Raw genomic sequence first — 16,514 nt, 5'->3', positions numbered from 1 at the left:
AGGACGCGGCCCTCCTCCCCCTTGTGGGGAGGAGTTGGAGGTGGGGGTGATTGGGTGACCCGCTGCGGAGTCCGGCGGAACCACCCCCACCCTCGATCCCTCCCCACAAGGGGTAGGGAGGTGCGTCGCGACATTCTTCAGACTTCGGCACGCGAGGCCCATCATGCCAAACGATCGCTACGACCCTTACGATTTCGCCAATCGCCGCCATATCGGCCCGACCACCGCCGAGATCGCGGCGATGCTGGAGGTGATCGGCGCACCGAGCCTGCACGGCCTCGTGGACGAGACCCTGCCGCCGGACATCCGCCAGGAAGAGCGCATCGATTTCGGCACGTCGCTCACCGAGCGCCGGGTGCTCGAACATATGCGCGGCATCGCCGATAAGAACCGGCTTCTCGTCTCGCTCATCGGCCAGGGCTACCACGGCACCACGATGCCGCCGGTGATCCAGCGCAACATCTTCGAGAACCCGGCCTGGTACACGGCCTATTCGCCCTACCAGCCGGAGATCAGCCAGGGCCGGCTCGAGGCGCTGCTGAACTTCCAGACCCTGGTCTGCGACCTCACCGGTCTCGACATCGCCAATGCCTCGCTCCTCGACGAGGCCACGGCGGCGGCGGAGGCCATGGGCATGGCCTCGCGCATCGCCCGCAACGGCAAGACCGCCTTCTTCGTCGACGGCGAATGCCTGCCCCAGACCATCGCCGTGCTGAAGACCCGCGCCGCGCCGCTGGGCTGGACCATCGTCGCCGGCGACCCGTCGACCGATCTCGACCCGGCGGAGGTCTTCGGCGCCATCTTTCAGTATCCCGGCGTCTGCGGCGCCATCCGCGATTTCTCGGAGGTCATCGCCCGCCTGCACGAGGCCGGAGCCGTGGCGGTGATGGCCGCCGATCCCCTGGCGCTGACCCTGCTGAAGCCGCCGGGCGAGATGGGCGCCGACATCGCCATCGGCTCCATGCAGCGCTACGGCGTGCCCATGGGCTATGGCGGGCCGCATGCCGCATACCTGTCGACGCGCGACGCGCATAAGCGCACCCTGCCGGGCCGGCTCGTGGGCGTCTCCGTCGATGCGAGGGGAAACCGGGCCTACCGCCTCGCCCTGCAGACCCGCGAGCAGCATATCCGCCGCGAGAAGGCGACGTCGAACATCTGCACCGCGCAGGTGCTGCTGGCGGTGATCGCCGGCATGTACGCGGTGTTCCACGGCCCACGCGGATTGAAGGCCATCGCCGCGCGGGTCCATCGCGACGCGGTGCGTCTCGCCGAAGGCCTGGAGAGTCTCGGCTTCACCGTGGAGCCGAAGGGCTTCTTCGACACGATCACCGTCGAGGTCGGCGCCTTCCAGGGGCTGATCCTGCAGAACGCGGTGAAGAACGGCGTCAACCTGCGGACAGTGGGCTCGGACCGCATCGGCATCACCGTCGACGAGCGCACCCGGCCCGACATCGTCCAGGCGGTGTGGCGCGCCTTCGGCGGCGAGCATCTCACCTACGACGAGGCCTGGCCCAACCAGCGCCTGCCGGAGGCGAATTTGCGCACCTCCGCCTATCTCACCCACCCGATCTTCCACATGAACCGGGCCGAGAGCGAGATGACGCGCTACATGCGCCGCCTCGCGGACCGCGACCTGGCGCTGGACCGGGCGATGATCCCGCTCGGCTCCTGCACGATGAAGCTCAACGCCACCGCCGAGATGCTGCCGATCTCCTGGCCGGAATTCTCGGAGATCCACCCCTTCGTCCCGGCGGATCAGGCGGAGGGCTACCGGGAACTCCTGCGCGACTTCTCCGACAAGCTCTGCGCGATCACCGGCTACGACGCGATCTCGATGCAGCCGAATTCCGGCGCGCAGGGGGAATATGCGGGGCTGCTCGCCATCCGGGCCTACCACCTCTCGCGCGGGGAGGGGCACCGCAAGGTCTGCCTCATCCCCTCCTCGGCGCACGGCACCAACCCGGCCTCGGCGCAGATGTGCGGCATGAGCGTCGTGGTGGTCGGCGCCGACCAGCACGGCAACATCGACGTGGAGGACTTTTCGCGGAAGGCCGAGTTGCACGGCGAAAACCTCGCGGCCTGCATGATCACCTATCCGTCGACCCATGGGGTGTTCGAGGTTCGGGTCCGCGAGATCTGCGACATCGTCCATGCCCATGGCGGCCAGGTCTATCTCGACGGGGCCAACCTCAACGCCATGGTGGGCCTCGCGCGCCCCGGCGATATCGGCGCCGATGTCAGCCACCTCAACCTGCACAAGACCTTCTGCATCCCCCATGGCGGCGGCGGCCCCGGCATGGGGCCGATCGGCGTCAAGGCGCATCTCATCCCGTTCCTGCCCTCCGACCCGCGCAGCGGTGAGGAGGGTGCGGTCTCTGCCGCCCCCTACGGCTCGGCCTCGATCCTGCCGATCTCGTGGAGCTACTGCCTGCTCATGGGCGGGCGCGGCCTCACCCAGGCCACCCGCGTGGCGATCCTCAACGCCAATTACATCGCGAGCCGCCTGAAGGGTGCCTACCCGGTGCTCTATGCCGGGGCGCAGGGCCGCGTGGCGCATGAATGCATCATCGACGTGCGGCCGTTCCAGAAATCGGCCGGGATCGGCGTCGAGGACATCGCCAAGCGCCTGATCGATTGCGGCTTCCACCCGCCGACCATGAGCTGGCCGGTGGCCGGCACCCTGATGATCGAACCGACCGAATCCGAGACCAAGGGCGAGATCGACCGGTTCTGCGACGCCATGCTGGCGATCCGGGAAGAGATCCGTGCCATCGAGGAGGGGCGGATGGACAAGGCAAACAACCCGCTGAAACACGCGCCGCACACGGTGGCGGACCTGATCGGCCCGTGGGAGCGGCCCTATTCCCGCGAGGCGGCGTGCTTCCCGTCGGGGAGCCTGCGGATGGACAAGTACTGGCCGCCGATCAACCGCGTCGACAACGCCTATGGCGACCGCAACCTCGTCTGCTCCTGCCCACCGGTGGACGCCTATAGCGAGGCGGCGGAGTAGGGCGGGTCTTCCACCTCCTAGCCTACTGGTTTCACCCATCTGCTCGTGCAGGCAGAGCGCGTCCCTCTCCCCCTTGTGGGGAGAGGTTAGGAGTGGGGGTGGCTCCGCCGGCCTCCGCAAGCTGAGGGTCACCCAACCACCCCCACCTCCAACTCCTCCCCACAAGCTCGACGGATCTCGGGCAGGCCCGAGATCCGCTGGGGAGGAGGGCCGCTTCCCTCCGTGTAGGATGGCGGACACCTGCGGGGGCGGTCTCCCGAGGCGCGCACCCACCGGCCCGAGACGATCCGCCATGCCCGACACCCGCTACACGTTCCTCGACACGCCCATCGGCGCGCTGCTTCTCGCGGGAGCGGACGAGCGCCTGCGTTGCATCGGTTTTCCCACCGGCAAGGGCGCGGTGACACCCCGGGCGGACTGGCACCGGGACGACGCGGCCTTCGCCGAGGCCCGGCGGCAATTGAGCGCCTATTTCGAAGGCCGACTCACCCGGTTCGACCTCGACCTCGATCCGCGCGGCACGCCGTTCCAGCGCGCCGTGTGGGAGGAACTCACCTGCATCCCGCCGGGGGAGACGATCAGTTACGGCGCGCTGGCCAGGCGGATCGGCCGTCCGAGCGCCAGCCGGGCCGTGGGTGCCGCCAACGGTGCCAACCCCCTGCCCATCGTGGTTCCCTGCCATCGCGTCATCGGCGCGGCGGGCAGCCTCACGGGGTTCGCCGGCGGCCTCGATACGAAGAAGTGGCTGCTCGCCCTGGAGCGCGGGGCGACCTCTCGTGTCTCGGAGCAGCTCAGCCTGCTCTGAGCGACTGTTTAAGATGTCCGTCCAAGGCTTGACCTCATCCTGAGGTGCCGCGGAGCGGCCTCGAAGGAGGCCTCCAGAACTAACCGAGCGAACTGGAGGGCTCCTTCGAGGCCTCCGCTACGCTCCGGCACCTCAGGATGAGGAGGTCGGCTCGGATGATCGTGTCTGGCGGGTGATCGACTCTGAGTCCGGCGCGAAGCGGCGCTTTGATCATTCTCCACATCCTCACCGCGACGACAAGCCGGCCTCGCCGCAGACACGCCCTGCGTGTTTCGAATTTCGGCGCATCCCGTTCCTGACGTATCCGCCTGCCCAGCGGCCAGCGACAGGGCCGAGCCGGAGGGATGAATGGCGGGACCGGACAATCGTCTGAGCGGGCTCGGCAAGGACGCGATGCGCCTGCTGCGCCCGATCTGGCCGCTCGTGGCCGCCTCCTCGGCGATCGGCGCCTTGAGCGGCCTCGCCACGGCGACGGTGCTGGCCAAGGTCAACACGGCCATCCATGCGGAAGGCGGTCTTTCCGAGACTTTCATTCCCGTCTTCCTCGGCCTCGTCCTCCTCGGCGTGGGCGGGTCCCTCCTGTCCGGGCTCGGCAGCGCCCTGGCGAGCGGGCGCATCAGCGCCGGCCTCAGCCGCGATCTCGCCGACATGATCCTCACGGCGCCCATCGACCGCATCGAGCAGATCGGCCGCCACAAGGTCCTCGCTTCGCTCAACACCGATGCCGCCACGCTGTCGACGACGGTCTCGATGCTGTCGGGACTGATCATCCATAGCGGCGTCACCGCCGGCTGCCTCGTCTATATGCTCACCCTGTCAGCCCCGCTCTTCGCCATCACCCTGCTGATCTTCGGCCTCGGCAGCTATGTGGAGAACATCCTGCGCCGCCGGGCCATGGTCGGCTACCGCACGCGCCGCGCCCTGGCGGACACGATGCAGAAGCATTTCCAGAGCCTGACCGACGGCAGCAGGGAATTGCGGCTCAACCGGGAGCGCCGGATGCGGCTGAGGGACGGGGCCCTTGCCTCCTCCATCGAGGAGCTCCGCCGCAACGGGTTCAGGACCAACACGCTCGTCGAATTCTCCTACCTGACTAAGAAGCTGGCCCTGTTCGCCACGATCGCGGCCATCGTGACCTGCAAGGCGACATTCGGGATCGACAACGCCGTCCTCTCCGGCTTTGTCCTGGTGCTGCTCTATATCGAGCTGCCGGTCACCTACATCCTCGCCATCCTGCCCGAGATCGGCCGGGCGCGGATAGCCTACCAGCGCATCGCCGAATTCTCGGCCGGACGCACCGTCTCGGAGCCGAACCTGCTCGCATCGGTGGAAGCACGGACGCCCCATGCGATCAGTGACATCGCGCTTCGCGGCGTCAGTCACGCTTTCCCGGCCGCCGAGGGCAAGCCGGGCTTCACCCTCGGCCCCATCGACCTCACCGTACGGCGGGGGGAGATCCTGTTCATCGTCGGCGAGAACGGCTCGGGCAAGACCACCCTCATCAAGCTGATCCTCGGCCTGTATCCGCCACAGACCGGCACCCTGTTCCTCGACGGAGCGCCGGTGACGGACGAGACGCGGGACGCCTACCGCCAGCATTTCTCGGCGGTGTTCTTCGACTATTACCTGTTCGACGATCTCGTCCTGCCCGCCGGGGCGGATCCGGCGGCGGCGGATGCCTATCTCGAGACCCTCGATCTTGCCCACAAGGTGACGATCCGGGACGGGGCCTTCTCCACCGTCGATCTCTCGGCCGGGCAGAGGAAGCGCCTCGCCCTGGTCCAGGCCAATCTCGAAGGACGGCCGGTCCTCGTCCTCGACGAGTGGGCGGCGGAGCAGGACCCCACCTTCCGCCGCCTGTTCTACACACGGCTCCTGCCGGACCTGAAGCGTGAGGGCCGGACCCTGATCGTCATCAGCCACGACGACCGCTACTTCGATGCGGCCGACCGGGTGATCCACCTGAACAACGGCGCGATCGTGGAAGCCTCACCGCCGGCCTGAGCGGCGATCCGCCTATTTCGGCAGGGCGTAGATGTTCACGTCGAGCTTCTCGTCCGCCTTGTCGTTCAGGTCGGTGACGTATTCCTCGATGAACCGGTCCTGGACCACCACGTCCTTGGCGTCGAGATAGGCGGTGAGGGTCTCGTAGGTGCCGTCGATCTCGTCGTAGGAGCCCTTGTGCGGGAAGCGCAGGGCCTTGCCGCTGGGGGTCGTGCCGAAGCGGAGGCCGCCGGTCTCGGCGGGCTTCGGGTTCGGCATCGAGGCGATGGGGATCATCGCCTCGAACTGGAACCCGTCATCGTCGGTCTTGGCGAAGACCGCGAGCGGCCGGCCGGCGGGGGTGATCCCGTCCTTGGCCAGCGCCTCCTCGATCTTCACGAAGGCCGCCTTCAGGGCCGGCACCGCCTCCTCCCAGCTCGCCCGCCCCGCCAGGATCGCGGCGGGTTTGGGCGGCAGGGAGACCTCGTCCACGTCGTTGGCGTCGCCGGGGGTCTCCACCAGGGTCGGGCGCGAGGGACCCGGCGTGAGTGCCGGCGCGGCGGGGAGGGCCTGGGTCGGCACCGGACGGGACGGCGCGTCGGGATTGACCGGATCGGGCGCCGTCGTGGTCGGCAGCGGAGAGGAGGTCGCGGGCGAGGCCGGCTGCTGCGCGAGCGCGGAGGAGACGGCCAAAGCGGCGGCGAGGCTGACGAGCGGCAATAGACGATGACGGGTCAAGGCAACGCTCCGGAGATCGCACGCCGCGACGAATCGTACGGCTGAATCGCGAAGCCCTAAAATAGGGAGGAAGCCGCCCTCCTGCGAGGCACCAACCCGCATCGGGCGCAGGAACGTGACGGGCGCGTCCCTTGTGCAACGCTCCCCCGAGCGGACCCCGCGTGCGCGGCCCGGCGCTTTGTCCTATATGCGGGGGCCGCGCATGCGGGATGCCCCGTTCGGACAACGAAACCAAAGAAGCTCATGACGAGGCTCGAGAACCGTCGGTTCCTGAAGATGCACGGGGCGGGCAACGCCATCGTGGTGCTGGACCTGCGCGGCACGGAGCTGGTCGTGCGCGCCGAGGAGGCCCGCGCCATCGCCGGCCACCCGCGCTCCGGCTTCGACCAGCTCATGGTCATCCACGATCCGCGCAAGCCCGGCACGGATGCTTATCTGCGGATCTACAATACCGACGGGTCGGAATCCGGCGCCTGCGGCAACGGCACCCGTTGCGTCGCCTTCGCCATGCTGGACGACCCCGCCATGGCGCGCCCCGCCGAGAGCGGCCGCCTCACCCTGGAGACCAAGGCCGGGCTCGTCGGCGTGAAGCGCGAGGCGCAGGCCTCCTTCACCGTCGACATGGGCCGCCCCCGCCTGAAGTGGGACGAGATCCCGCTGGCCGAGCCGTTCCCCGACACGCGGCGGATCGAACTGCAGATCGGTCCCATCGACGCGCCCGTCCTGCATTCGCCGGGGGCGGTGAACATGGGCAACCCCCATGCGGTGTTCTTCATCGAAAGCGATCCCGACGGCTACGACCTCGGCCGCTTCGGCCCGATGCTGGAGAACCACCCGATCTTTCCCGAGCGCGCCAACATCTCCCTGGCGCAGGTGACGGGACCGGAGACGATCAAGCTCCGGGTCTGGGAGCGCGGCGCCGGGTTGACGCTGGCCTGTGGCACCGCCGCCTGCGCCACGCTGGTGGCGGCCTCGCGCCTGCGCATGCTCGGCCGCCACGCCACGGTGAGCCTCCCCGGCGGCGACCTCGTCATCGAGTGGCGCGCCGACGACCACGTGCTGATGACCGGCCCCGTGGCCCTCGAATGGGAGGGGTTCCTGTCCCCCGAGCTCTTCGCGCGGGTGGACTGAGTGGCGGTGGAGACCCTGACCTTCGGCTGCCGCCTTAACACGGTGGAATCCGAGGTGATGCGCCGCCACGCCGAGGCGGCGGGGACGGGCGGCGACCTCGTCCTCGTCAATACCTGCGCCGTCACGGCGGAGGCCGGGCGCCAGGCCCGCAAGGCGATCCGCAAGCTCGCCCGTGAGCGGCCGGGGGCCGAGATCGTCGTCACCGGCTGCGGCGCTCAGGTGGAGACGGACGCCTATTCGGCGATGCCGGAAGTGGCGCGGATCGTCGGCAACGACGCCAAGACCAGGGCCGAGACCTGGCTGCCCGCAACGCATGTCAGACCGCGCCTCGCCATCGACGACATCATGGCCGCGCGCGACGCCGCTCCGACGCGGATCGCCTCTGTGGCCGGGCATACCCGCGCCTTCGTTCCGGTCCAGAACGGCTGCGATCATCGCTGCACCTTCTGCATCATCCCCTTCGGCCGGGGGAATTCCCGCTCCGTCACGCTGGCGGACGCGGTCGATCAGGTCCGCCGAATCGTCGACCATGGCGGGCGCGAGGTCGTGCTCACCGGGGTCGACCTCACCGCCTACGGCCGGGATTGTTCGGAGCCGTCGAGCCTCGGCCGATTGGTCCAGGCGATCCTGCGCCACGTGCCGGATCTCGCGCGCCTGCGCCTGTCCTCCATCGATTCCATCGAGGCCGACGCGGCTCTCTGGGAGGCGATTGCCGGCGAGAACCGGCTGATGCCGCATTTCCACCTCTCGCTGCAGGCCGGCGACGACCTGATCCTCAAGCGCATGAAGCGCCGGCACGGCCGCGACGACGCGATCCGGTTCTGCGAGGCCGTGCGCCGTCTTCGCTCGGGCGCCGTCTTCGGGGCCGACCTCATCGCCGGCTTTCCCACCGAGACCGAGGCGCAATTCACCCGCTCCCTCGATCTCGTGGCCGAATGCGGGCTGACGCATCTCCACGTGTTTCCCTATTCACCGCGCCCCGACACGCCGGCCGCGCGCATGCCTCCCGTCGCCGGAGACGTGATCCGCGAGCGCGCCGCCCGCCTTCGTGACGCGGGAGCGGCAGCCTTGACGGCGCATCTCGCGGGAGAGGTCGGCCGGACCCACCGCGTGCTCACCGAGCGCGGCGGGATGGGACGCACGGAAGGGTTCACGCCGGTGCGGCTAGCAGCCGACACGCCTCCGGGCGAGCTCCGCGACGTGACGATCGCCGGACATGACGGCCGGGTGCTGATCGCGGCAGAGTGATCCGAGCGCAACGGCTCTACCGGCTTCACACATCCGAACTTGTCGGCAGAGCGCGTCCCTCTCCCCCTTGTGGGGAGAGGTTAGGAGTGGGGGTGGTTCCGCTTGCCTCCGCAAGCTGAGGGTCACCCAACCACCCCCACCTCCAACTCCTCCCCACAAGGGGGAGGAGGGACTCGCGCCTTACTCGTCGGCCTCGTACCCACACATCTCCATCCGCTCCCGCATATGCCCCGGCGCAGGCGCCTCGACCACGATCGGCGGCTTCTTGGGGTAGAGCGGCAGGGTCAGCGCGCGGGCGTGGAGCTGGAGCCCCGGCCCGCCCGAGCGAGGGGCGGTGCCGTAGATCGTGTCCCCGAGGATGGGCCAGCCCATGGCGGCGCAATGGACGCGCAGCTGATGCGTGCGGCCGGTGACCGGGCTGAGGGCGAGCCAGGCGAGGCTCCGGTCCGGCGAGCGGCCGAGAACGCGCCATGTGGTCAGCGACGGGTCACCGGCGGGGTCCGTCTTCATCCACCACGAGCGCGGGTCGTCCGAGCGGCGGGCGAGGGGCAGGTCGATGCGGCCCTCGTCTTCCGAGGGATCGCCCTCCACGATGGCCCAGTAGGTCTTCCCCACCGTGCCGCTCGCGGCGAACAGCTTGTTGAGGCGAGCGAGAGCCTTGGCGTGACGGCCGAGAGCCAGGCAGCCGGACGTGTCGCGGTCGAGCCGATGAGCGGCCTCCGGACGACGCGGCAGGCCGAAGCGCAGGGCATCGAGATGATCGGTCAGGGTCTCCCCGCCCTTGGGGCCGGGATGGACGGGCAAGCCAGCCGGCTTGTCGATGACGAGGACAAGGGCATCGCGGTAGAGGAGGCGCGCGCCTATGTCTGTTATGCGGTGTTCCACTGGGGCATCGGCTGACGGCATCGCCCTGCGCTACTCATGCGGGGTCGAGGGAGCAAGTGGGAATGAGCGAAGACAAGAGGCCGGGCTGGTTGCTGCGGCGGATGTTCGGGAAGAAGGAGGAGGCCTGGCCGCCCGAGCCGGTGCCGGTCCAGCCGCCCGATCCCAAATCCGAGTCCAAGTCCGAGCCCAAGCCCGAGCCGAAACCCGAGCCGAAACCCGAAACGCCGATCGAGCCGGCATCGCCTCCCATCGCGTCCCCCGCCTCGGCATCGGAAGGCCAGCCCGACTTCGCCACGGGTGCGGACGACATCTCGGCGATCCCGCTGCCCCCCAGCGAGCCCGCGCCCGCCGACCCGGACAAGAACACGATCGCCGACGAGATCGAGGGGGCGGACCTGCAGCCCATCGCGGGCGCCGACGAGCGCCCGCCGGCAGGCACCGCGGGAGACGATCCCGCGCGCGGAGCGGAGAAGGCCGACACCACGACGGTCGCCTTCGCACCAAAGCCCGCCCCCACGCCCGAGCCGGTCTCCGAAGCCGAACCGGCCTCCGAGAAGCGCGGCTGGTGGAGCCGCCTCACCGGGGGCATGAAGCGCACCTCGTCGGCTTTGTCCGAGCGGGTGACCGGCCTCTTCACCAAGCGCAAGCTCGACGCGGACACGCTGGAGGAGCTGGAGGACGCCCTGATCCAGGCCGATTTCGGCATCGACACCGCCATGCGGATCTCGGAGGCCGTGGGCAAGGGCCGCTACGAGAAGGGCATCTCCCCCGACGACGTCCGGGCCATCCTGGCGGCCGAGGTGGAGCGGGCGCTGACACCCGTCGCCATTCCCCTCAGCATCGACACGACGAAGAAGCCGTTCGTGATCCTGATGATCGGCGTCAACGGGGCGGGCAAGACCACCACCATCGGCAAGCTCGCCCTGAAGCTGAAGGGGGAGGGGCACAGCCTGATGCTCGCGGCGGGCGACACGTTCCGCGCCGCGGCCATCGAGCAGCTCAAGGTCTGGGGCACGCGCACCGGGGTTCCGGTGGTGGCGGGCGCGCAAGGAGCGGATGCCGCCGGCCTCGCCTTCGAGGCCTTCCAGCGGGCCAGAACCGAGGGCACCGACGTGCTCCTGATCGATACGGCCGGCCGGCTCCAGAACAAGACCGGGCTGATGGCGGAGCTGGAGAAGATCCTGCGCGTCATCCGCAAGATCGACGCCGAGGCGCCCCATGCCGTCCTCCTCGTCCTCGACGCCACCGTGGGCCAGAACGCGCTGAGCCAGGTCGAGCTGTTCTCGAAGGCGGCCAACGTCACCGGCCTCGTCATGACCAAGCTCGACGGCACCGCGCGGGGCGGCATCCTCGTGGCGCTGGCCGCGAAGTTCGGCCTGCCGGTGCATTTCATCGGCGTCGGAGAAGGCGTCGAGGATCTCGAACCCTTCGCCGCGCGGGATTTCGCACGGGCCATCGCGGGGTTGGACAAGGACTAGATTCATGGACGGGCGCTCCGGCGACCTGCGCGAAAAGGGCTCGCGCTAGGAAAGCCGGGGCGACTGTCCTACATCCGGCGTCCCGCCCGGCGCCGCTCTGCGTCCGGGCGTGCCGAACCACGAGCCGCTCACGATATGACCCTGCCCATCGAATCCGTGCCGCCGCGCCGCCATCTCGATCCGGTGCCGAAGCTCGCCCTGGAAATGGGGCCGCTGGTGCTGTTCTTCCTGCTGAACTCGTTCGGCACGCGGTTCGGCCTGAGCGAGGACAGCAGCACCTTCCTGGCCATCGGGGTGTTCGTGGTGGCGACGGTGGTGGCCTTGGCCATCCACTTCGCGTTGCTGCGACGGCTGCCGATCATGCCGCTGGTCTCCGGCATCGTGGTGCTGGTCTTCGGCGGCATGGCGCTGGCACTGCACGACAAGACGTTCTTCGTGATCAAGCCGACGATCGTGAACGCCCTGTTCGGCACCATCCTCCTCGGCGGCCTGCTGTTCGGGAAGTCCCTGCTGTCGGTGGTGCTCGATTCGGTCTTCGACCTGACGGAGGAGGGCTGGCGCAAGCTCACCTTCCGCTGGGGATTGTTCTTCCTGGCGCTCGCCGCCATCAACGAGGTGGTCTGGCGGACGCAGACCTACGCCTTCTGGGCCAATTTCAAGGTGGTCGGCATCATGCCCCTGACCATCCTGTTCGCCCTGTCGCAGACCCCGCTCCTCATGCGCTACGACCGCAAGGCCGAGGCGAAGCCCGACGTCTAGTCAGGCGCGTCGGCGAATCAGGGCTTCGCGGCCGTCATCGTCTCCGCCGCCCGGATCTTCTGCAGCACAGCGGCATAGTTCTCCGCCGTGACGATCCCCACGAGCTTGTCGCGGATCACGCCGTCGGGCCCGATGATGAAGGTCTCCGGCACGCCGTAGACGCCGAAATCGATGCCGGTGCGGCCGGTGGAATCCATGCCCACCGCCCGGAACGGAACGCCGCTACGCGACAGGAAACGCCGGCCATTCTCGGGCGCGTCCTTGTAGTCGATGCCGACGAGGTTCACGCCCGGCTCGCGCGCCAGCCGCATCAGTTGCGGATGCTCGATCTGGCACGGGGCGCACCACGACGCCCAGAAATTGACCACCGTCACGCGGCCCTTGAGGTCGGCGCTGGACAGGCCGGGAATGGCCTGGCCTTCGCCGCCGACTAGGTTAGGCAATGGTCCCAGGGCGAAGGCCGGCACCGGCCGCCCGATCAGCGCCGAGGGGATCGCGGCCGGGTCGGCGCCGGACCGAAGGCGGATGAAGAACACCAGGGCCAGCGCCGCGAAGATCACCAGCGGCGCGATGACGAGGAGCGACCGGCGCACCGGTGCCGACGAGGATGCGGCGCTCACGCCCGCTCTCCCGCATCGCCCTGGAGGGCCGCGAGCGCCTGTTTCTGCGCCCGGTGATCGCTGAGCGAGCGCCAGATCAGGGCGCCGATGACGAGGGCGGTGAAGGCGTAGGCGCCGAGGATGAAGCCGGCATGCGGCCCGAGGGAAGCCATCGGTCAGACTCCCCGGATCGCCTGGCCGAGGGGCCGGGCCGGACGGGGATCGGCATCGAGACGCTCGGCCTCGCGGATGGTGAGCGCCCGGACCCGGCGGCGCAGGATCTCCGTGCGCATGGCGTAGAGATGCAGCGTGATCCCCAGCAGGGTGAAGGCGAGGATCATCTCGAGCAGGGGGTAGAGCATCGAGGGATCGATGCTGGAGCCGCCCATCCGCATGATCGAGGCCGGCTGATGCAGCGTCGACCACCAGTTCACCGAGAACTTGATGATCGGCAGGTTCACGGCCCCCACCAGGGTCAGGATCGCGATGGCGCGCGCCGCCCGGTTCGGATCCTCGATGGTGCGCCACAGGGCGATGATGCCGCAATAGATCAGGAACAGGATCAGCATCGAGGTCAGCCGCGCGTCCCAGACCCAGTAGGTGCCCCACATCGGCTTGCCCCAGAGCGAGCCGGTGACGAGGCAGATCAGGGTGAAGGCCGCCCCGATCGGCGCGGCGGCGCGCTGCGCCACGTCCGCGAGGGGGTGGCGCCAGACCAGGGTGCCGATGGCGGAGAGCGCCATCGACCCGTAGAAGAACACGCCGAGCCAGGCCGCCGGCACGTGGATGTACATGATCCGCACGGTCTCGCCCTGCTGGTAGTCGGGCGGGACCACGAACCAGGTGAGATACAGGCCGATTGCGAGCAGCACGGCCGACAGCCCCGCGAGCCAGGGCATCACGGGGCCGGTCCAGCGCAGGAAGTGACCGGGATGGGCAAGACGTGTCCACATGGTCCGTGGACCTAGCCCAAGGTGCGGTGCAGCATCAATGCGGGCGTTACGCGCAGTCCAGCCGCGTCGATCATTTCTTCGCGCACGTCCTCACGTCTTTACCGTCCGGCCGGCCTCGATCTCGGCTATTCCGATGCCGCCCATTTCACCCGCGCGTTCCGTGGCTGGACCGGCCCGCCGCCGACGGAATGGCGGCGACTGGCGGCGAGCCTGGAAACAGGGCCGCCGATGGGGCGTTGACGCCGCGCCATGCTCGACAAAGCCCTCTACTACGCCCTGACCTTCGCGGAATCGGTCCTGTCCGTGGTCGGCATCCGTGCCACCTACGAGCAGCCGCGCTACGAGGTGGTCGAGCAACTGCCCCGCAACGTCGAAATCCGCCGCTACGAACCGCGTGTCGCGGTCGAGACCGACATGGCGGGGCCGGGCGATACGGAAGCGTTTCGGCGGCTGTTCCGGTACATCACCGGGGCCAATGATGGAGGCGACCGCATCGCGATGACGGTGCCGGTGGAACAGGGCACCCTCATTGCCATGACCGTGCCGGTGGAGCAGGGCGGCGATCTGCGCGTCATGCGCTTCTTCCTGCCCGCCGCCATCGCGAAGGCCGGACCGCCGGTCCCGACCGACCCGGCGGTCCGCATCGCCCGGCTGCCCGCCGCGACCTACGCGGCGCTCCGCTTCTCCGGCACACTCGACGCCAGGGCGCGCGAACAACGCGAGGCGGTTCTCCGGCAGGTCCTGGCGAAGATGGCCCGCGAGACGACGGGTCCGTCGAGCGTGCTGAGCTACGATCCCCCTTTCGCGATCCCTTTCCTGCGGCGCAACGAGATCGTCGTCCCCGTCGCCGAGGGGCGTTGATCAGTCCGACCAGCGCAGGGCCGCGGCCGCCGCGAAGGTGCCGATCACCGCCGCGATCAGGCTGAGGGCCGACAGGATCAGCAGGGGCGTCGTGAAGGGCACCGTGCCGCCGGAGGCCGCCTCGGTCGCCGAGACGCCGAAGATCAGCGTCGGGATCATCAGCGGCAACACCAGGACGGCGAGGATCAGGCCGCCCCGGCGGATCGATGCGGTGAGCGCCGCACCGACCGCGCCGATGAAGGTCAGGGCCGGCGTGCCCACCAGCAGGGTGAGGGCGGTGGCGCCCATGGCGGTGCCGTCGAGGGCGACGAGCAGCCCGAAGAGCGGCGAGGCCAGTGCCAGCGGCAGGCCGGTGGTGAGCCAATGGGCGATCACCTTGGCGAGCACCACCATCTCCATAGGCGCGGGAGCACCGGTCATCAGGTCGAGGGAGCCGTCCTCCTCGTCGGCCTGGAACAGGCGGTCGAGGCCGATCAGGGTGGCGAGCACCGCCGCGAGCCAGAGGATGGCCGGACCGATCCGCGAGAGCAGGTTGAGGTCGGGTCCGAGCGCGAATGGCACCAGGGCGACGATCATCAGGAAGAACACCAGCGACAGGGCGCCAGAGCCGCCGACACGGGCCGCGAGTTGCAGGTCGCGGGCGATGAGGGCGCGCATCACGCCGATCACCACCACACCTCCGAATCGGCCGCATTCGCGCCGGCCGAGGCGGATGCCGGTTTCAACGCCTCGTCGATGCGCAATTCGCGGGCATCCTCCAGGCCGAGGGACTGGTGGGTGGCCGCCACGATGAGGCCGCCCTCGGCCCGGTGGCGCGCCATCAATCCGGCGAGCACGGCCTGAGAGGCGGTGTCGAGGGCCGCGGTCGGCTCGTCGAGCAGCCAGAGCGGACGCCGGCAGACGAGAAGCCGGGCGAGGGCGACGCGGCGGCGCTGGCCGGCGGAGAGGTAGGCCACCGGCAGCCGCAGGGCATGGCCGAGGCCGAGTTCGTTCAGCGCTTCGGCCGGGCTCGCGGTGGGCGCGCCGAGGAGGTCGCGGGCGAAGGTGAGGTTCTCCTCCGCCGTCAGCGGGCTCTTCAACCCGTCGCGATGGCCGACCACGTGAAGGCTTTCGGCCAGCGTCGCCTCGCCCACATCGGCGACCGCGATGGTGCCGGCATCCGGCTTCAACCGTCCGGCGAGCAGGCTGAGCAGGGTGGATTTTCCCGCGCCGTTGCGCCCCGTCACCATCAAGGCCTCGCCGGGACCGAGCGCGAAGGACAGTCCCGAGAAGATGCGGCGGCCGGAGCGGCGGGCGGCGAGGTTCGTGGCGGTCAGCCGCACGGATAAGTCCATCCGTCGGCAGGGCCTTGGTTCAGGCCCCCGTCGTGAGACGAGTTGGGTCTTTTCACCATGCCCCTACCGATAGACCTCGCGACGATTGCCAATCCTGACCACGAGGATGCGGACGGCACTGTCTTCGATCGACGCGATCACGCGATAATCGCCGACCCGATACTTCCAGAATTCGCCGAGTTTTGAGCCCTTCAGGGCTTCGCCGATCATTCGAGGGTCGTCCAGAGACGAGACTCTGTGGCGCAGGAAGGTCAGAATACGCTTGGCTGCACTATCATCGAGCTTGGCGAGATCCTTTTCTGCAGTCCGCGTGAAATCAATGGTCCACGCCATAACGCGTCATCAGGTCGTACAGCGGGATCGTTTCGCTCTCGCCACGACGATGCTCTTCGAGGCGTCGCTCGGCCAATTCGAGATCCTCGAGGTTCTCGAGATGATCCAAGATCGCATCGCTCGCATGGTCGTGTGCGCTGCGGCCAGTACGGCGGGCGAGTGCCTCCAGGCGCTCCTCTATATCCGGGGGTAGGCGAAGGGCGATCATGGCGGTCTCCGGCTCTTCGATCTGCTTAACCCGCATGTGCCCCGCCGTCCACGCGAGGCCCGACACTCCCGCGCTCGTGTCACGGCAGGGCGTAGCGGCCAGTTTCGAAGTGTTCTATACGGGGCCCAGGCTGCGCCGCGCGAGTCCCGAGCGTCCAAATCGCTCGTCGCGCAACATCCTGTCCGGGCA

17 protein-coding genes are annotated in these 16,514 nt (G+C 69.0%); 8 read left to right on the top strand and 9 right to left on the bottom strand.

The features are described from left to right. The first annotated feature begins 163 nt into the window (after positions 1 to 163). The 3 genes from gcvP to MBTS_RS05340 all read left to right on the top strand — a co-directional run bounded on the left by gcvP (position 164) and on the right by MBTS_RS05340 (position 5,819). Complete coding sequence (gene gcvP, locus MBTS_RS05350) at positions 164 to 3,010, top strand: aminomethyl-transferring glycine dehydrogenase (RefSeq protein WP_192215221.1); 2,847 nt, start codon at positions 164 to 166, stop codon at positions 3,008 to 3,010. Positions 3,011 to 3,302: 292 nt separating this feature from the next. Continuing rightward, on the top strand, positions 3,303 to 3,815 hold the full coding sequence (locus tag MBTS_RS05345; protein ID WP_147829654.1) for a methylated-DNA--[protein]-cysteine S-methyltransferase: 513 nt from the start codon (positions 3,303 to 3,305) through the stop codon (positions 3,813 to 3,815). A gap of 348 nt (positions 3,816 to 4,163) precedes the next feature. Then, positions 4,164 to 5,819, top strand: coding sequence for a cyclic peptide export ABC transporter (locus MBTS_RS05340; RefSeq protein ID WP_238253727.1), 1,656 nt, complete (start codon positions 4,164 to 4,166; stop codon positions 5,817 to 5,819). 12 nt (positions 5,820 to 5,831) lie between these two features. Here MBTS_RS05340 and MBTS_RS05335 read toward each other — a convergent pair whose 3' ends face one another. After that, entirely contained in the window at positions 5,832 to 6,536 is a 705-nt protein-coding gene (locus MBTS_RS05335) for a GyrI-like domain-containing protein (protein ID WP_056159250.1), read from the bottom strand. A 243-nt stretch (positions 6,537 to 6,779) separates the two neighbouring features. Here MBTS_RS05335 and dapF point away from each other — a divergent pair, with 243 nt between their 5' ends. Beyond that, the gene (dapF, locus tag MBTS_RS05330) at positions 6,780 to 7,667 is read left to right on the top strand and encodes a diaminopimelate epimerase (protein WP_147829656.1); all 888 of its coding nucleotides are present in this window, start codon (positions 6,780 to 6,782) and stop codon (positions 7,665 to 7,667) included. Further along, on the top strand, positions 7,668 to 8,915 hold the full coding sequence (mtaB, locus tag MBTS_RS05325; protein ID WP_147829658.1) for a tRNA (N(6)-L-threonylcarbamoyladenosine(37)-C(2))-methylthiotransferase MtaB: 1,248 nt from the start codon (positions 7,668 to 7,670) through the stop codon (positions 8,913 to 8,915). Positions 8,916 to 9,095: 180 nt separating this feature from the next. Here mtaB and MBTS_RS05320 read toward each other — a convergent pair whose 3' ends face one another. Then, complete coding sequence (locus MBTS_RS05320) at positions 9,096 to 9,821, bottom strand: RluA family pseudouridine synthase (protein ID WP_147829660.1); 726 nt, start codon at positions 9,819 to 9,821, stop codon at positions 9,096 to 9,098. 41 nt (positions 9,822 to 9,862) lie between these two features. Between MBTS_RS05320 and ftsY the strand changes: the two genes are divergently transcribed. Together ftsY and MBTS_RS05310 are read left to right on the top strand one after the other, a co-directional pair. Next, the gene (gene ftsY, locus MBTS_RS05315) at positions 9,863 to 11,278 is read left to right on the top strand and encodes a signal recognition particle-docking protein FtsY (protein WP_147829662.1); all 1,416 of its coding nucleotides are present in this window, start codon (positions 9,863 to 9,865) and stop codon (positions 11,276 to 11,278) included. A gap of 141 nt (positions 11,279 to 11,419) precedes the next feature. Beyond that, entirely contained in the window at positions 11,420 to 12,037 is a 618-nt protein-coding gene (locus MBTS_RS05310) for a septation protein A (RefSeq protein WP_192215223.1), read from the top strand. Positions 12,038 to 12,054: 17 nt separating this feature from the next. Here the strand turns inward: MBTS_RS05310 and MBTS_RS05305 are convergent, their stop codons facing one another. Genes MBTS_RS05305 through MBTS_RS05295 form a run of 3 tightly spaced genes read right to left on the bottom strand, consistent with a single transcriptional unit; the run spans position 12,055 to position 13,589 of the window. Further along, positions 12,055 to 12,657 (bottom strand): DsbE family thiol:disulfide interchange protein, encoded by a 603-nt coding sequence (locus tag MBTS_RS05305; protein ID WP_018044169.1) that lies wholly within the window; start codon positions 12,655 to 12,657, stop codon positions 12,055 to 12,057. Further along, positions 12,654 to 12,809 carry a heme exporter protein CcmD gene (gene ccmD, locus MBTS_RS05300; protein WP_056142979.1) on the bottom strand — a complete coding sequence of 52 codons (156 nt, stop codon included), beginning with the start codon at positions 12,807 to 12,809 and terminating at the stop codon, positions 12,654 to 12,656. The genes MBTS_RS05305 and ccmD overlap by 4 nt, the downstream gene beginning before the upstream one ends. A 3-nt stretch (positions 12,810 to 12,812) precedes the next feature. After that, complete coding sequence (locus tag MBTS_RS05295) at positions 12,813 to 13,589, bottom strand: heme ABC transporter permease (protein ID WP_018044167.1); 777 nt, start codon at positions 13,587 to 13,589, stop codon at positions 12,813 to 12,815. A gap of 249 nt (positions 13,590 to 13,838) precedes the next feature. Here MBTS_RS05295 and MBTS_RS05290 point away from each other — a divergent pair, with 249 nt between their 5' ends. Next, entirely contained in the window at positions 13,839 to 14,450 is a 612-nt protein-coding gene (locus MBTS_RS05290; RefSeq protein WP_192215220.1) for an SOUL family heme-binding protein, read from the top strand. Here the strand turns inward: MBTS_RS05290 and ccmB are convergent, their stop codons facing one another. From ccmB to relB, 4 genes are all read right to left on the bottom strand, one after another. Then, entirely contained in the window at positions 14,451 to 15,107 is a 657-nt protein-coding gene (ccmB, locus tag MBTS_RS05285; protein ID WP_192215222.1) for a heme exporter protein CcmB, read from the bottom strand. Positions 15,108 to 15,115: 8 nt separating this feature from the next. Beyond that, complete coding sequence (gene ccmA / locus MBTS_RS05280; RefSeq protein ID WP_192215219.1) at positions 15,116 to 15,772, bottom strand: heme ABC exporter ATP-binding protein CcmA; 657 nt, start codon at positions 15,770 to 15,772, stop codon at positions 15,116 to 15,118. Between the two features lie 75 nt (positions 15,773 to 15,847). Then, on the bottom strand, positions 15,848 to 16,117 hold the full coding sequence (locus MBTS_RS05275) for a type II toxin-antitoxin system RelE family toxin (protein WP_026175998.1): 270 nt from the start codon (positions 16,115 to 16,117) through the stop codon (positions 15,848 to 15,850). After that, entirely contained in the window at positions 16,101 to 16,325 is a 225-nt protein-coding gene (gene relB, locus MBTS_RS05270) for a type II toxin-antitoxin system RelB family antitoxin (RefSeq protein WP_192215218.1), read from the bottom strand. Before relB ends, MBTS_RS05275 begins: the two co-directional genes overlap by 17 nt. Positions 16,326 to 16,514: the final 189 nt, after the last annotated feature.

It is taken from the genome of Methylobacterium bullatum (assembly GCF_014845095.1).
Classification (GTDB): domain Bacteria; phylum Pseudomonadota; class Alphaproteobacteria; order Rhizobiales; family Beijerinckiaceae; genus Methylobacterium; species Methylobacterium bullatum.
Note: the sequence above shows the minus strand (reverse complement) of the source record. Positions and strands in the feature narration are given on the sequence as shown.

Bases quoted from the DNA above. Each gene is read 5' to 3' on its own strand.
- gcvP (WP_192215221.1), top strand. From the start codon at position 164: ATGCCAAACGATCGCTACGACCCTTACGATTTCGCCAATCGCCGCCAT.
- MBTS_RS05345 (WP_147829654.1), top strand. From the start codon at position 3,303: ATGCCCGACACCCGCTACACGTTCCTCGACACGCCCATCGGCGCGCTG.
- MBTS_RS05340 (WP_238253727.1), top strand. From the start codon at position 4,164: ATGGCGGGACCGGACAATCGTCTGAGCGGGCTCGGCAAGGACGCGATG.
- dapF (WP_147829656.1), top strand. From the start codon at position 6,780: ATGACGAGGCTCGAGAACCGTCGGTTCCTGAAGATGCACGGGGCGGGC.
- MBTS_RS05320 (WP_147829660.1), bottom strand. From the start codon at position 9,821: ATGCCGTCAGCCGATGCCCCAGTGGAACACCGCATAACAGACATAGGC.
- ftsY (WP_147829662.1), top strand. From the start codon at position 9,863: ATGAGCGAAGACAAGAGGCCGGGCTGGTTGCTGCGGCGGATGTTCGGG.
- ccmD (WP_056142979.1), bottom strand. From the start codon at position 12,809: ATGGCTTCCCTCGGGCCGCATGCCGGCTTCATCCTCGGCGCCTACGCC.
- MBTS_RS05295 (WP_018044167.1), bottom strand. From the start codon at position 13,589: ATGTGGACACGTCTTGCCCATCCCGGTCACTTCCTGCGCTGGACCGGC.
- MBTS_RS05290 (WP_192215220.1), top strand. From the start codon at position 13,839: ATGCTCGACAAAGCCCTCTACTACGCCCTGACCTTCGCGGAATCGGTC.
- ccmB (WP_192215222.1), bottom strand. From the start codon at position 15,107: ATGCGCGCCCTCATCGCCCGCGACCTGCAACTCGCGGCCCGTGTCGGC.
- MBTS_RS05275 (WP_026175998.1), bottom strand. From the start codon at position 16,117: ATGGCGTGGACCATTGATTTCACGCGGACTGCAGAAAAGGATCTCGCC.
- relB (WP_192215218.1), bottom strand. From the start codon at position 16,325: ATGATCGCCCTTCGCCTACCCCCGGATATAGAGGAGCGCCTGGAGGCA.